General features: G+C 67.2%; 20 protein-coding genes. 6 read left to right on the top strand and 14 right to left on the bottom strand.

What is annotated here, in order from left to right:
* The first annotated feature begins 17 nt into the window (after window positions 1-17).
* On the top strand, window positions 18-665 hold the full coding sequence (locus BN973_RS06840; RefSeq protein ID WP_407067577.1) for a class I SAM-dependent methyltransferase: 648 nt from the start codon (window positions 18-20) through the stop codon (window positions 663-665).
* On the opposite strand, the gene BN973_RS06835 is transcribed toward BN973_RS06840, so the two are convergent.
* Window positions 634-1,905 carry a zinc-dependent alcohol dehydrogenase gene (locus BN973_RS06835; protein WP_051641142.1) on the bottom strand — a complete coding sequence of 424 codons (1,272 nt, stop codon included), beginning with the start codon at window positions 1,903-1,905 and terminating at the stop codon, window positions 634-636. The genes BN973_RS06840 and BN973_RS06835 overlap by 32 nt on opposite strands.
* On the bottom strand, window positions 1,902-2,666 hold the full coding sequence (locus BN973_RS06830) for an SDR family NAD(P)-dependent oxidoreductase (protein WP_036466750.1): 765 nt from the start codon (window positions 2,664-2,666) through the stop codon (window positions 1,902-1,904). The genes BN973_RS06835 and BN973_RS06830 overlap by 4 nt, the downstream gene beginning before the upstream one ends.
* 130 nt (window positions 2,667-2,796) lie before the next feature.
* Here BN973_RS06830 and BN973_RS06825 point away from each other — a divergent pair, with 130 nt between their 5' ends.
* Genes BN973_RS06825 through BN973_RS06815 form a run of 3 tightly spaced genes read left to right on the top strand, consistent with a single transcriptional unit; the run spans window position 2,797 to window position 5,604 of the window.
* Window positions 2,797-3,753, top strand: a complete 957-nt coding sequence (locus BN973_RS06825; RefSeq protein ID WP_036466746.1) for a class I SAM-dependent methyltransferase — start codon at window positions 2,797-2,799, stop codon at window positions 3,751-3,753.
* On the top strand, window positions 3,754-4,668 hold the full coding sequence (locus BN973_RS06820) for a class I SAM-dependent methyltransferase (protein ID WP_036466745.1): 915 nt from the start codon (window positions 3,754-3,756) through the stop codon (window positions 4,666-4,668).
* A 21-nt stretch (window positions 4,669-4,689) separates the two neighbouring features.
* Window positions 4,690-5,604, top strand: a complete 915-nt coding sequence (locus tag BN973_RS06815) for a class I SAM-dependent methyltransferase (protein WP_036466743.1) — start codon at window positions 4,690-4,692, stop codon at window positions 5,602-5,604.
* Here the strand turns inward: BN973_RS06815 and sppA are convergent.
* On the bottom strand, window positions 5,601-7,403 hold the full coding sequence (gene sppA, locus BN973_RS06810; RefSeq protein WP_036466741.1) for a signal peptide peptidase SppA: 1,803 nt from the start codon (window positions 7,401-7,403) through the stop codon (window positions 5,601-5,603). The two genes, BN973_RS06815 and sppA, sit on opposite strands and share 4 nt — an antisense overlap.
* 38 nt (window positions 7,404-7,441) lie before the next feature.
* Here sppA and BN973_RS06805 point away from each other — a divergent pair, with 38 nt between their 5' ends.
* Window positions 7,442-8,371 (top strand): LLM class flavin-dependent oxidoreductase, encoded by a 930-nt coding sequence (locus BN973_RS06805; RefSeq protein WP_036466738.1) that lies wholly within the window; start codon window positions 7,442-7,444, stop codon window positions 8,369-8,371.
* Here BN973_RS06805 and BN973_RS06800 read toward each other — a convergent pair whose 3' ends face one another.
* On the bottom strand, window positions 8,372-9,280 hold the full coding sequence (locus BN973_RS06800; protein WP_036466736.1) for an alpha/beta hydrolase: 909 nt from the start codon (window positions 9,278-9,280) through the stop codon (window positions 8,372-8,374).
* A 93-nt stretch (window positions 9,281-9,373) separates the two neighbouring features.
* On the opposite strand from BN973_RS06800, the gene BN973_RS29860 reads away from it, so the two are divergent.
* Window positions 9,374-9,961 (top strand): TetR/AcrR family transcriptional regulator, encoded by a 588-nt coding sequence (locus BN973_RS29860; RefSeq protein WP_051641141.1) that lies wholly within the window; start codon window positions 9,374-9,376, stop codon window positions 9,959-9,961.
* A 7-nt stretch (window positions 9,962-9,968) separates the two neighbouring features.
* Here the strand turns inward: BN973_RS29860 and rplO are convergent, their stop codons facing one another.
* The 10 genes from rplO to rplN all read right to left on the bottom strand — a co-directional run bounded on the left by rplO (window position 9,969) and on the right by rplN (window position 14,183).
* On the bottom strand, window positions 9,969-10,412 hold the full coding sequence (gene rplO / locus BN973_RS06790; RefSeq protein ID WP_036466735.1) for a 50S ribosomal protein L15: 444 nt from the start codon (window positions 10,410-10,412) through the stop codon (window positions 9,969-9,971).
* On the bottom strand, window positions 10,409-10,591 hold the full coding sequence (gene rpmD, locus BN973_RS06785) for a 50S ribosomal protein L30 (protein ID WP_036466734.1): 183 nt from the start codon (window positions 10,589-10,591) through the stop codon (window positions 10,409-10,411). Before rpmD ends, rplO begins: the two co-directional genes overlap by 4 nt.
* On the bottom strand, window positions 10,588-11,277 hold the full coding sequence (rpsE, locus tag BN973_RS06780; protein ID WP_025737588.1) for a 30S ribosomal protein S5: 690 nt from the start codon (window positions 11,275-11,277) through the stop codon (window positions 10,588-10,590). The genes rpmD and rpsE overlap by 4 nt, the downstream gene beginning before the upstream one ends.
* Before the next feature lie 22 nt (window positions 11,278-11,299).
* A complete protein-coding gene (gene rplR / locus BN973_RS06775; protein WP_169718217.1) occupies window positions 11,300-11,668 on the bottom strand; it encodes a 50S ribosomal protein L18 in 369 nt (122 codons plus the stop codon).
* 38 nt (window positions 11,669-11,706) lie between these two features.
* Window positions 11,707-12,246, bottom strand: coding sequence for a 50S ribosomal protein L6 (gene rplF / locus BN973_RS06770; protein WP_036466729.1), 540 nt, complete (start codon window positions 12,244-12,246; stop codon window positions 11,707-11,709).
* Window positions 12,247-12,256: 10 nt separating this feature from the next.
* Complete coding sequence (gene rpsH, locus BN973_RS06765) at window positions 12,257-12,655, bottom strand: 30S ribosomal protein S8 (RefSeq protein WP_036466727.1); 399 nt, start codon at window positions 12,653-12,655, stop codon at window positions 12,257-12,259.
* Window positions 12,656-12,741: 86 nt separating this feature from the next.
* Entirely contained in the window at window positions 12,742-12,927 is a 186-nt protein-coding gene (locus BN973_RS06760; protein ID WP_036466725.1) for a type Z 30S ribosomal protein S14, read from the bottom strand.
* 4 nt (window positions 12,928-12,931) lie between these two features.
* The gene (gene rplE, locus BN973_RS06755; protein WP_036466723.1) at window positions 12,932-13,495 is read right to left on the bottom strand and encodes a 50S ribosomal protein L5; all 564 of its coding nucleotides are present in this window, start codon (window positions 13,493-13,495) and stop codon (window positions 12,932-12,934) included.
* 1 nt (window position 13,496) lies between these two features.
* A complete protein-coding gene (gene rplX, locus BN973_RS06750) occupies window positions 13,497-13,814 on the bottom strand; it encodes a 50S ribosomal protein L24 (RefSeq protein ID WP_036466721.1) in 318 nt (105 codons plus the stop codon).
* Window positions 13,815-14,183, bottom strand: coding sequence for a 50S ribosomal protein L14 (rplN, locus tag BN973_RS06745; RefSeq protein ID WP_003403649.1), 369 nt, complete (start codon window positions 14,181-14,183; stop codon window positions 13,815-13,817).
* Window positions 14,184-14,204 lie beyond the last annotated feature (21 nt).

The raw sequence follows: 14,204 nt of genomic DNA, 5'->3' as shown, positions 1-14,204 counted from the left end.
GGTCCAGTATGGATCGCATGACCAAACATCCTCCACATGACTACCTTCCCGCGGCCGGGCACGACGCATTTCTGCCCGGCTACGACCTGATGTCCCGCCTGTTCGGCCTGCGGCGAGTTCATCAGCGGCTGATCGATCAGGCCGACCTCACCAACGGCCAGCGCATCTTGGAAATCGGCTGCGGCACCGGCAATCTCACAATCCGAGCCAAACGGGCCTATCCCGGTGCCGAGGTGATCGGATCCGACCCCGACCCGCTGGCACTCCGGCGTTCCCAGCGAAAAGCCAAGCAATTGACGGGTATTCGATTCGAACAAGCCTACGCGCAACGCCTGCCCTACGACGACGGCCAGTTCGATCGGGTGCTGTCGTCGATGATGCTGCACCACCTGCACACCGACGCGAAAACCGATGCGGCAGCCGAGATCTTCCGAGTGCTACGCCCCGGCGGCCGGCTGCACCTGGTCGACATGGGCGGCAACATGACCCCCGAGGACGGGCTGGCGGCGCGCCTGGTCAGGCACAGCCCGCACGCGACCGGCAATCTCGGCGACGCGATTCCCCGGCTGCTGAGTTCCGCCGGATTGGACTGCACGGAAGTCGCCACCGAGCGGCATTGGTTCGTGGGACGACTCACCTACTACCGCGCCACCCGGCCCGGCTAACGCTGGACTGGCGCTGGTCGATGGCGACCTTGATGGCGCCGCTTTCGCCCTGGTTGGCAATCGCCAAAAAGGCGTCGCGCCAACGGTCCAGCGCGAAGGTATGGGTCAGCATCGGGCGCAGGTCCACCCGGCCGGCCGCGACGAGGTCGAGGTAGTGGCCGATCGCGTGCTTGCGCTGCCCGTCGACCTCCTCGAACCCGAACGCATTGGACCCGACGAGGGCGATTTCCTTGAAGTACAGCGGACTCCACTCCCAGCGCCCGGGCGCGTGGACTCCGGCCTTCACCAGCGTTCCCCGCGAGCGCAGCACCCGCACTCCGACCTCGAATGTCTCGGGCTTACCGACCGTATCGTAGACGACGTCGACCGCCCCCGGGTGCGCCATCGGCAGCCCCAGCAGCGGCTGGCGCAAGCGGCCGCCGCCCCATGCGACCAGCTCTTCGATCAGGGCCAGGCGTGGTTCGTGCGCAACGACTTTGGCGGCCCCAAACTTTCGGGCCGCTTCGGCCTGGGCGTCGAAGCGCGCCACCACGGCCACCGCCACGTCGGGATACAGCGCCCGCAGGATCGCGACCGCACCCAAACCGAGCGAACCGGCGCCGTAGACCAAGACCCGGCCCGAGCGGGGCGGCGGATGGCGGGTGATCGCGTGCAGTGACACCGAAAACGGGTCCGCGAACACGGCCATCTCGTCGGGTATCGCTTCGGGAACGGCGAACAGCATGCTGTCGTGCGCGGGCATCAATTCGGCGTAGCCGCCGGTCACGTCGGCCGACACCCCGGTGTGGATGCCCGGCTTGATATCGCCGTCGGTGAAGCTCCAGCACAGGCTGTAGTCGCCGCTCTCGCAGGCGGGACACACCGGCTCGATACCGCGCGGCCCGCAGGACAGCCACGGGTTGAGCACGACCCGCTGCCCCACCTCGAGCCCCCGTGCCTTGGGCCCCAGCGCCACCACGTCGGCGACCACCTCGTGGCCCATCACCTGGGGGAAGGAACAGAAGCCGCCCATCGCGTTGTCTGCGTCGTCCTCGCCGAAATCCATCAGGATCTGCTTGGAGTCCGACCCGCAGATGCCCGTCAGCCGCGGCCGGGTGACCACCCAATCCTCGTGGGGCAGTTGAGGATCCGGAAGTTGTCGCAGGGCGGTCGGGGTGCGGGCCAGGTTGAGCGTCAGGGTATTGGCGTCCTGGGGAACTTCGAACGGCTCCGGAGCCACGCCGTACACCAGCGCCTTCATCGGGGCGCCATCTTGGCCACCCCGGCGATGAAGGCGTCGAGGTCGGCGTTCTTGGCGTCGACGACCGCCTTCATGTCGGGCACATAGTGCTCGAATCGTTCGCTGCCCAGGGCGGAAATGATGCCGTCGGCCACCTCTTCGGCGCCGGCCTTGGGGCCTTGATAAATCGGATCCTCGCTGCCCGGCTGATCCCAGATCTCGGTGTCGACGGGGCCCGGCTCGATCAGTTTCACCGTGACGCCGCTGCCGTGCAGGTCCACGGCCATCGCCTCACTCCACCCGCACAGCGCGAACTTGCTGGCGCAATAGGCGGTTTCGTGGATGATCCCGAGCCGACCGCCGACGCTGGACACGTTGACGATCAGGCCCGAGCCGCGCGCCAGCATCCGCGGCAGCAGGGCCAGCGTCATGCGCATCGGCGCGAAGAAGTTCACCCGCATGACGTCCTCGACCTCGCCGGGATCCAGTTCGGTGACGCGGCGGCGCTTCGGCATCGCCGCATTGTTGATCAGCACGTCGACGCCGCCGAGGCCGTCCCAGGCCTGCCCGGCCAGCTCGGCTATCGCCGAGGTGTCGCCCAGATCGGCCACCCACATCGCCGAGGCCGGCGAGGTTCGTCGGCAGTCTGCGAGCACCTCATCGAGACGGTTGCGTCGCCGGGCGATCAGCCCCACCACCGCCTGCTGCCCGGCCAGCCGCCGGGCCAGGGCCGCGCCCAGGCCCGAGGAAGCACCCGTGATCAGCACCCGTTTCCCGGTCATCCCAAGGGACGCGGTGTACACCATTCGTCAAGGTTGCCCCGAATCGCGGGAAGCGTACAGTGGTGGGAGCTTGTTATATTAGCTAAGTATTAACGAAGGTAAGCTAAATACATCCGATAGAGGGGGACCGATGACTTCCACCAGATACGAGGGCGACACCTGGGACCTGGCGTCCAGCGTCGGCGTGACCGCCACGATGGTCGCGGCCGCGCGCGCGATCGCCACCCGGGCCGATCACCCACTGATCAACGACCCATTCGCCGAACCGCTGGTCAAGGCCGTCGGCGTGGACCTACTCTCCCGGCTGGCCAGCGGCGAGCTGGACCCCGCCGAGCTGAACGACGTGCACGACGGGACGGCGGGATCGGCCGGGGCGATGTCGCGCATGGCCGACAACATGGCCGTGCGCACCAAGTTCTTCGACGAGTTCTTCACGGATGCGACGACGGCGGGTATCAAGCAGGTTGTGATCCTGGCTTCCGGGCTCGATTCGCGCGCCTACCGGTTGGCCTGGCCGGCCGGCACGGTGGTCTACGAGGTGGACCAGCCGCAGGTCATCGAATTCAAGACCAAGGCGCTGGCCGACCTGGGCGCCGCGCCGACCGCCGACCGCCGGGTGGTGGCCATCGATCTGCGCGACGACTGGCCCACCGCACTGCGCACCGCCGGCTTCGACCCGGCCCAGCCCGCGGCGTGGAGCGCCGAGGGTCTGCTCGGCTACCTGCCGCCGGACGCCCAGGACCGGCTGCTGGACACCATCACCGCGCTGAGCGCGCCGGGCAGCCGGCTGGCCACCGAGAGCGCGCCGAACCCCGAGCCCGGTGAAGAGGACAAGATGCGCGAGCGCATGCAGACCATCGCCGAACGCTGGCGCGCACACGGTTTCGATCTCGACATGGCGGGTCTGGTCTACCTCGGCGACCGCAACGAGGCGGTCGGATACCTTGCCGACCGCGGGTGGCGTCTGCAAAGCAGCAGCATCCGGGAGTTGTTCGCGGACAACGGCTTCGCCCCACTCGAGGACGACGACATGCGGATGGGCGAGATGCTCTACACCAGCGGCGCCCTGGAAAAGAAAGCGAAATAGATGAGCACTCAGACAGGACGTACCGAAGGCGACAGCTGGGACCTGGCCAACAGCGTGGGAGCGACGGCCACCATGGTCGCCGCCTCCCGCGCGGTGGCCTCGCAGGGGCCCGACGCGCTACTGAACGATCCATACGCGGATCCGTTGGTGCGGGCCGTGGGGCTGGACGTCTTCGTCCGCGTGATCGACGGCGAGATCGACTTCGAGGACGACGCGCTGCTCAACCGCCAGGCGCGGATCCATCAGATGACGGTGCGCACCAGGTTCTTCGACGACTTCTTTACCGGCGCAACCGAAGTCGGTGTGCGGCAGGCGGTGATCCTGGCGTCCGGCCTGGACACCAGGGCCTACCGGCTGCCGTGGCCGGCCGGCACGGTGGTCTACGAGATCGATCAGCCCCGGGTCATCGAGTTCAAGACCGACACACTGGCCGGTATCGGCGCCGCGCCGAGCGCCGAGCGCCGCACCGTCGCCATCGACCTGCGCGACGACTGGCCCACCGCATTGCGCGCCGCGGGATTCGACGTCACGCAGCCGACGGCCTGGAGCGCCGAAGGACTGCTGCCCTACCTGCCGCCGGAGGCCCAGGACCGGCTATTCGACAACATCACCGCGCTGAGCGCGCCCGGCAGTCGCATCGCAACCGAGCATGTGCCCGACCCCAATGCGTTCACCGACGAGCGCTTGCAACAGATCAGCGACCGCTGGCGCAGCTTCGGGTTCAACCTCGACGCGGCCGCCCTGTTCTACCAGGGCGAGCGCAGCGTCGTGGTGGACTACCTGAGCACGCACGGCTGGCAGGTGACGGCCCATCCCACCAGGGAGCTGTATGCCCGCAACGGGTTTGAATTTCCCTCGGACGAGATGACGGCCGCCTTCGGCGACCTGAGCTATGTCGCCGCGACGCTGAAGTAGGCCTTGGCTAGAGTCCTCCCCATGGCTCGTGCACACGACGATAATTGGGATCTGGCGTCCAGCGTGGGCGCGACCGCAACGATGGTCGCGACCGGACGTGCCATGGCGACGAAGGATCCGCGCGCATTGATCAACGATCCGTACGCCGAACCGCTGGTGCGCGCAGTCGGCGTGGACTTCTTCACCAAGATGATGGACGGCGAGCTCGACCTCTCGGCGGTCGAGAACGCCTCACCGATCCGCATGCGGGCAATGATCGACGGAATGGCGGTGCGCACGAAGTATTTCGACGACTACTTCGTCGATGCCACCACCGGCGGCGTGCGCCAGGTGGTGATCCTCGCGTCCGGATTGGACTCGCGCGCCTACCGGTTGCCGTGGCCCGCCGAGACAGTGGTGTACGAAATCGACCAACCGCAGGTAATCCAGTTCAAGACAACCACTTTGGCCGGTATCGGAGCCCACCCCACCGCCACTCGGCGCACCATTGCGATCGACCTGCGCCAGGATTGGCCCGCGGCGCTGCGGGCCGCTGGGTTCGACACCACCACGCCGACCGCGTGGTTGGCCGAGGGACTGCTGATCTACCTGCCGCCGGACGCCCAGGACTTGCTGTTCGACAACATCACCGCCCTGTCCGCGCCGGGCAGCACGATCGCCACCGAATTCGTCCCGGGGATAATCGATTTCGACGCCGACCGGGTACGGGAGATGTCGGGCTCGTTCCGGGAGCACGGCATCGACATCGACATGGCGTCATTGGTGTACGCCGGTCAGCGTAATCACGTCGTCGACTACCTGGGCACCAAGGGCTGGAACGTCGAGGGCGTGACGCGGACGGAACTGTTCCAGCAGAACGGCCTGGAGGTCCTCCCGCCGGAGGACGACGACCCGCTGGGCGAGATCATCTTCATCAGCGGCCGGCTCGAGAGTTAGAAGCGCGACTCCCCCAGCCACAGCACACTGGCACCGTTGACCGCCTGCTCGAGGTTGTCCACCACCGCGGCAACGGTGCGCCCGATCAGTGCGCCGAGCACATCCGGCAGCGACGCGGCGGCCGGCTGCGAGGACGCCCGGGGCCGCACCAGTTGAAGCAACGAGGATCCCGGGAAGCTGGCGACCCGGACCTCGGCATCCTCGTCCAGGCCGGCCAGAATCTTGGCGCGGCGCACCGCGGTCCGAAGACCGCCGAGTTCGTCGACCAGGCCGCGCTCCAGGGCGTCGGCTCCGGTCCACACCCGCCCTTGGGCAACGGCGTTGACGGCCTCGGTGCTGAGGTTGCGCCCGTCGGCGACGCGCTGCACGAAGTCGGCGTAGATCAAGTCCGCCTCGGCCTCCCGGTCGGCACGCTGCTGCGCGGTGAAGGGCACATCCGTCGACCACGCGTCGGCATTGGCGTTGGTGCGCACCGCATCTGACACCACTCCGAAGCGCTCCTTGAGATCGCGGAACACCAGCTTCCCGGTGATCACACCGATCGAGCCGGTGATGGTGGCCGGGTTGGCCACGATCACGTCGGCGGCCATAGCGACGTAGTAGCCGCCGGACGCGGCCACCGAACCCATCGACGCCACCACCGGCTTGCCGCGTTCGCGGGCCCGCGCCACCTCGCGCCAGATGGTCTCCGATGCCGTGACCGAACCCCCGGGGCTGTCGATCCGCAGCACGATCGCCGACACCGAATCGTCGCCTGCCGCCTCCCGCAGCGCCGCCGCGATCGTGTCACCGCCGACGCTCGAGTTGCCGAACGGCAGCATCTGGGGTCCGCCGCGCCCGTTGACGATCGGACCCTGCAGCGTGATCACGGCGAAGGTGGGCTTGGGTCGCCGTCCCGGAATCGGCGGCGCCGGCGGCACCAATCGCGACCGGCCCGCCGCGCAGTAGCGGCTCAGGTTGAGCCGGGGCGCCAGCTTCTCCGGGTCGGCCTCGGCGCCGTCTTCGTCAGCCGAAATATCTTCCGCACCAACCAATTCCGCCATCCTGGCATGGGCCTGATCGCGGAAGCCGATACGATCGACCAGGCCGGAGGCCACCGCGTCGTCGCGCAACAGCGGAGCCCGGTCAGCCAGCGCGTCGAGCGCGGTGACGTCGATCTTGCGCGACTCCGCGATCGCCTGCCACACCTGGTCCTGCAGGCTCTCCAGCATCCGGGTGACCGCTTCACGATGGGCTTCGGTGAAGCCCTCTTCGGTGAAAACGTTTGCCGCCGACTTGTATTCGCCCCGGGCGACGAACTCGGCGTCGATCCCCGCCTTGTCCAGCGCGGTGCGCAGGAACGTCGCGTTGCTCGCGAAGCCGATCAGTCCAACGCTGCCCGAGGGCTGCATCCAGACCTCGCTGAACGCCGAAGCCAGGTAGTAGGACAGCGTGCCCGGGTAGGTCTCGGCCCAGGCGAGCGACGGTTTGACGGCGCTGAACGCCGCGATCGCCTCGCGCAGCTCTTGCACCGCTGCCGGCGGCGAGGCCGCGAGCTGGACGCGGGCGATCAGCCCGGCCACCCGGCGATCCTTGGCGGCACGGTGAATCGCGGCGACCGCCTGGCGCAGCGTTATCGGTCGCTCCGCCCCGGTGACGAACGCCATCGGGTCAAAGCCCGCCGTCTCGGGCGGCATCGAACGCAGATTGAATTCGAGCACACAGCCGTTGGGTACACCGTGGTGGCGAACCGTGTCGACGCGGCCGGCCAGGGCACGCACGTCGTCGACACCGGGCAGAGCAGGCAGAAAGGCGAACATAACTGCAGCGTACCGATCGATGCCCGTAGGGTGAGGCCGTGAGGTTCTCCATCGCGATCCCGCAGTTCGACTACGACGTCTTCGACGCGGACGGGCTGCGCTCCTACGTACTGCGCGCCGAAGAACTCGGGTTCGAAGGGATCTGGACGCTCGAGCAGACCATCGGCCGGGCGCCGCTGCTGGCACCGCTGGAGCTGCTGTCGTATTGCGCGGCGTTCACGAAGCGGGTGCGGCTGGGGGTGGCCGTGCTGGTGACGTCGCAGCACGAGCCGTTGCAGTTGGCCTCGGCGGTGACGACGGTCGACCGGATCAGCCACGGCCGACTGGATATCGGCGTCGCGCCGGGTCGCGGCGGGGTCACGCTCACCGCGTTCGGCGTCGAAAAAGACACCTTCATTTCGTGGTTCACCGAGGGCCTGAACCTGATGAAGGCGGCCTGGTCCGACCAGCCGACCGTGGACTTCCACGGCCGGTTCCGCGACGTCGAAGACCTGCCGTTTGCGCCCAAACCGGTGCAGCGCCCACATCCGCCGATCTGGTTCGGCGGCATGGCCCCCAAGGCCCTGGCCCGGGCGGTGCGCCATGGCGACGCGTTCATGGGCGCGGGCGCCTCGGGCATCGAAGCCTTCGCCGCAGCCGTCCCTATCGTGCGACGCGAGCTGGCCGAACAGCAGAAGGACCCGGCGCACTTCCCGATCAGCAAGCGCGTGTACCTGATGGTCGACGATGACGCGGCACGCGCCCGCGAGCGGGTGCTCGGCGGCCTGAACCGCATCTACAACGGCCTGATACCGGGGATCGAGCAGGTTCCGGTATCGGGCACGCCGACCGACGTCATTCGCGGCCTGCAAGAGGTGATCGATGCCGGCGCGCAGACGCTGCTGCTCAACCCGGTCGGCGCCGACGTTCCGGAAAATCGCGAGCAGATGGAACGCCTTGCCGCGGAAGTGATTCCGCACCTCGGGTAGTCAGCCGCCCAGTTTCTTGCGCAGCCAGTCGCCGATTTCGGCGATCGCGTCGTCGACCTCGGGCACCCAGCCCGCGCCGATGATGAAGGAGTGCTGGCCGCCCTCGACCTCGCGCACCAGAACGTCGTTGCCGGCCGCTTCGAGGCGACGGGCGAAGTCGGCATCCTCGCCGGCGAGCACTTCGTCGCCGCCCCAGAACACCGCGGTCGGCGGCAGCCCGGCCAGGTCCGCGGCAAGCAGGCTCACCCGTGGGTCGTCGAAGCCCACGCCGGTGCCGTCCAGCCAGCACGACCTGAAGAACTCCGCGAGCGGACGGGACAGCAGCCGGTCTCGTTCCGCGTTGCTGTCGTAGGTCTCGTTCGTCATGGTCAGATCGACCCACGGCGAGATCGACACGATCGCACCCGGCAGTGCGGCTCCCTCGTCGCGCAGCGCCAGTGCGAGACCGACCGCGAAGTTGCCGCCGACCGAATGACCAACGCTGGCAATGTTTTCCGGCCGGTATCCCTGCGCCAACAGCCAGTTGTAGGCGTTGCGCACGTCTTCGACCTGCGCCGGGAATTTGTGCTCCGGGGAGCGCCGGTAGTTGAGCACCAGCGATCGCGCACCCGCCGCCTTCGCGATGTGCGCCGCGGCCTTGCGGTCGGAGTGCATGGAAGCCACGACGGTGCCGCCCAGGTGGCCGTGCAGCAGCACCCGGTCCGGATCACTGTCGACGGGAATGCACCACAGCGCTTCGACGCCGCCGGCGTCGACTTCGGCGTAGGTCACGCCCTCGGGTTCTTTGGTGGCGACATGCATCGTCTCGATGACGTCGCGCACCGTACTCAGGTCGAACTCGGGGTTGCCGGACCGCGCGCTCAGGGCGCCGAAGAAGTCGGCGAACTCTTTCGCCTGCGTGCTGACCATCGGAGAGCCTTTCACTGGATCTATTGAATAACGCTCGTTATCGTAACGGACGTTATCCTATGATGGGGTGACCGTCAAGCGAAGGGAGGGCCGGTGAGATACCCGCCAGATCAGAAGGCGCGGGCGCGCGACGCACTCGTGCGCGCCGGCACCCGTTCGCTCAAGACGAGCGGATTCAACGGCGTCGGCGTGGACGGGCTGGCCGCCGCCGCGGGCGTCACGTCGGGCGCGTTCTATTCGAACTTCCCGAACAAGACGGCGATTCTCGAGGCCGTCATCGACGCGGGGCTCGGCGAACCGTTCGTCACGGACACCGCCGCGATGACCCGCGCCGAGGCGCGAGCGCACATGCGCGCGTTTGTCCACGAATACATGAACACCGATCACAGCCACGACGTGGCGGGAGGGTGCGTGATGCCCGCGTTGAGCGCGGACGTCTCGCGCGCCGAACCGCCCGTCAAAGAGGCCTATGAGCGCAAGATGATCGCACTGGTCGACCGGATCACCGAGCTACTCGACGGAGCAGAGTCCAACCGCCGGCAGCGGGCCTGGAGCATCGTCGCGTTGATGGTCGGATCGATCCTGATCTCGCGCGGTATGCCCGAGCACAGCGAAACCCGAAGCGCGGCACTAGATTCCGCGCTCGGTACGGCATCGGCGCTGATGGGCGCGGGAGCTTGAGCGAAGTCTAGGAGACCTCGGTGACCGAGCCGCCCGCGCCGGTGATCTTCTCGCGGGCGCTGCCGCTGAACTTGTGCGCCGACACGTCGACCTTGACGGTCAGGTCGCCGTCGCCGAGCACCTTCACCAGCGAGTTCTTGCGAACCGCGCCCTTGGCGACCAGCTCGGCGACACCGATGGCACCGCCCTCGGGGAACAGCCGGCCGATGTCACCGACATTGACGATCTCGTACTCGGTGCGGAACCGGTTGCGGAATCCCTTGAGCTTGGGCAGCCGCATGTGGATCGGCATCTGACCACCCTCGAAGGTCACCGGCACGTTCTTACGTGCCTTGGTGCCCTTGGTACCGCGACCGGCGGTCTTACCCTTGGAGCCCTCACCGCGACCGACGCGGGTGCGCGCCGTCTTCGACCCGGGCGCCGGCTTCAGGTCGTGCAGTTTGATGGTCATTTGGTCTCCTCCACCTCAACCAGGTGGCGCACCACCGCGATCAGCCCGCGGGTCTGTGGGTCGTCCTCGCGCACCACCGATTGGCGAATCTTTCGCAGCCCCAGGGTGCGCAGGGACTCGCGTTGCTTCCAACGCGCCCCGATGGTGCCGCGCACCTGGGTGATCTTCAGCTGGCTCATTGCGGTGCCGTTCCTTCACGCGCTGCACTGGCGGCCAGCGCTTCGCTTTCCCGTCGCGCCTTCAGCATTCCGGCCGGGGCGACATCTTCGATCGGCAGACCGCGGCGAGCGGCCACCTCCTCCGGACGCTGCAGCAACTTGAGCGCGGCCACCGTGGCGTGCACCACGTTGATCGCGTTGTCGCTACCCAGCGACTTGGCCAGGATGTCGTGCACCCCAGCGCATTCCAGCACCGCGCGCGCCGCACCGCCGGCGATCACACCGGTACCGGGGCTGGCCGGGCGCAGCAGCACCACACCGGCGGCCGCCTCACCCTGCACCGGGTGCGTGATGGTGCCGCCGATCAGCGGGACCCGGAAGAAGCCCTTGCGCGCCTCTTCCACTCCCTTGGCGATCGCGGCCGGAACTTCCTTGGCCTTGCCGTAGCCGACGCCGACCATGCCCGCGCCGTCACCCACGATGACCAGGGCGGTGAAGCTGAAGCGCCGACCACCCTTGACCACCTTGGAAACACGGTTGATCGCGACGACCCGTTCCAGGTAGTTGCTCTTGTCGCCGTCGCGGTCACGGTCGCGACCGCGGCCACCGCCGCCGTCGCGCCGACCCCGGCCGTCCCGGGAGTCGCGGGAATCGCGGCCGTCACGGCTGTCCGGGGCGCCTTGCCCCCCAGCGGACTGCTCCGCCATTATGCGGTCCTTCCAGTAGTCATCAGAATTTCAATCCGTTCTCGCGGGCGGCGTCGGCCAGCGCCGCGATCCGTCCGCCGTAGCTGTATCCACCACGGTCGAACACCACGCTGTCGATGCCGGCGGCCTTGGCGCGCTCGGCGATCAGCTGGCCGACCCGCACGCTGCGGGATTTCTTGTCCCCATCCAGTCCGCGAACGTCGGCCTCGATCGACGAGGCGGCGGCCACAGTGGTGCCGTTCTCGTCGTTGACCAGCTGCACGTGGATGTGGCGTGCCGACCGGTTCACCACCAGCCGCGGGCGCGCGCCGGTCCCCGAGATCTTCTTGCGCAGCCGGGCGTGCCTGCGCAGTCGAGAGACCCGGCGAGTTGCGGAAACGCTCTGCCCCACCGGCTTCCGCTCGGCGGTAGCTTGTTTTTGCGCCATGACTACTTACCTGTCTTTCCGACCTTGCGGCGGACCTGCTCGCCCTCGTACCGCACGCCCTTGCCCTTGTACGGGTCGGGACGGCGCAGGCGGCGGATGTTCGCCGAAATCTGGCCGACTTGCTGCTTGTCGATCCCGGTGACGCTGAACTTCGTCGGCGACTCCACCGCGAACGTGATGCCTTCGGGCGCCTCGATCAACACGGGATGGCTGTATCCGAGCGCGAACTCGAGGTTACGGCCCTTGAGCTGTACCCGGTAGCCGACGCCGAAGATCTCCATCTTGGTGGTGTAGCCCTGCGTGACACCGGTGACCAGGTTGGACACCAGCGTGCGCGACAACCCGTGCAGCGAACGGCTTTCCCGCTCGTCGTCCGGCCGGTTGACCACGATCGCACCGTCTTCGCTGCGTACCACGGTGATCGGCTCGGCGATCGTCAGACCGAGGGTGCCCTTGGGGCCCTTCACCGAGACGTTTTGCCCGTCAATCGTTACGTCGACTCCGGCGGGAACCGGAATCGGCTTCTTACCAATGCGCGACATGGTTACCCCCTCACCACACGTACGCGAGGACTTCGCCGCCCACGCCCTGTCTGGCTGCCTGACGGTCGGTGAGCAGGCCTGACGACGTCGAGATGATCGCCACGCCAAGCCCGCCGAGCACGCGCGGCAAGTTGGTGGATTTCGCGTACACCCGCAGACCGGGCTTGGAGACCCGGCGCAGGCCGGCGATGCTGCGTTCCCGGCTGGGTCCGTACTTGAGCTGAACGACCAGCGCCTTGCCGACCCGAGCATCTTCGGTCCGGAAGTCGCTGATGTATCCCTCGCTCTTGAGGATCTGGGCGATGTTGGCCTTGATCTTGGAGTGCGGCAACGTCACCTCGTCGTGATACGCCGAATTGGCGTTGCGCAGACGTGTCAAGAAGTCTGCGATCGGGTCCGTCATTGTCATGACAGCGTCTGTAACCTTCCTCGCGATGGTTCCCGTTAGGGGCCTGTCGCGCACCTGTTCTGGGTTGGTCTGTAGTCCTGTGCCTGTTACCAGCTGCTCTTCTGCACGCCGGGCAGCTCGCCCGCGTGCGCCATTTCGCGCAGGCAGATCCTGCACAGCCCGAACTTGCGGTAAACCGCACGCGGACGTCCGCACTTGCTGCAGCGGGTGTAGGAACGCACCGCGAACCGCGGCTTCCGCGCTGCCTTGTTAACCAGTGCCTTCTTAGCCATCTACTCAGTTCTCCTTGAACGGAAAGCCGAGGGCCCGCAACAGCGCTCGTCCTTCGTCGTCGTTCGTCGCCGAAGTGACGACGTTGATGTCCATGCCGCGGACCCGGTCGATCTTGTCCACGTCGATCTCGTGGAACACCGACTGCTCGGCCAGTCCGAAGGTGTAGTTGCCGACGCCGTCGAACTGCTTGGGCGACAGCCCGCGGAAGTCACGAATACGCGGCAGCGCAATGGAAGTGAGCCGGTCGAGGAACTCCCACATCCGGTCGCCCCGCAGGGTGACCCGCGCCCCGATCGGCATGCCCTCGCGCAACTTGAACTGCGCGATGGACTTGCGGGCCTTGCGGATTTCGGGCCGCTGGCCGGTGATCAGGGCCAGGTCGCTGACCGCACCGTTGATCAACTTGGCGTCCCGGGCGGCGTCGCCGACGCCCATGTTGACGACCACCTTGGTCACGGTCGGGATCTGCATGACGTTGGCGTAGCCGAATTCCTTGTGCAGCGCATCGCGAATCTCGTTGCGGTAGCGCTCTTTCAGGCGCGGCTGCACTTTCTCTGCGGTGGTCATGTCAGATGTCCTTGCCGTTGCGCTTGGAAATGCGGACGCGCTTGCCGGTCTCCTCGTCGACCCGGTAGCCGACGCGAGTCGGCTTACCATCGGAGTCGACCACCATCACGTTGGAGATGTGAATCGGCGCTTCCTGGGTGACGATTCCGCCGGAGCGGGCGCCGCGCTGGTTGGTCGAAACCGCGGTGTGCTTCTTGATCGCGTTGACACCCTCGACCAGTACGCGGTCGCGGTCCGGGTAGACCTTGAGCACTTTGCCTTTGGCGCCCTTGTCCTTGCCCGCGATCACCAGGACGGTGTCGTCCTTCTTGACCTTCATCTACAAAACCTCCGGGGCCAGCGAGATGATCTTCATGAATCGCTTCTCGCGCAGTTCGCGCCCGACCGGCCCGAAGATGCGGGTCCCGCGCGGGTCGTTGTCGGGCTTGATGATTACCGCGGCGTTCTCGTCGAACTTGATGTAGCTGCCGTCGGGACGCCTGCGCTCCTTGACGGTGCGCACCACGACTGCCTTGACGACGTCACCGCGCTTGACGTTGCCACCCGGGATGGCGTCCTTGACGGTGGCGACGATGACGTCACCGATGCCGGCGTAGCGTCGCGACGAGCCACCGAGCACCCGGATGCACAAGATCTCCTTGGCGCCGGTGTTATCGGCGACCTTCAGCCGCGATTCCTGCTGAATCACTCGATCTCCTGACTGAGTTCA

This window comes from Mycobacterium triplex (genome assembly GCF_000689255.1).
GTDB classification, from domain to species: domain Bacteria; phylum Actinomycetota; class Actinomycetes; order Mycobacteriales; family Mycobacteriaceae; genus Mycobacterium; species Mycobacterium triplex.
Note: the sequence above shows the minus strand (reverse complement) of the source record. Positions and strands in the feature narration are given on the sequence as shown.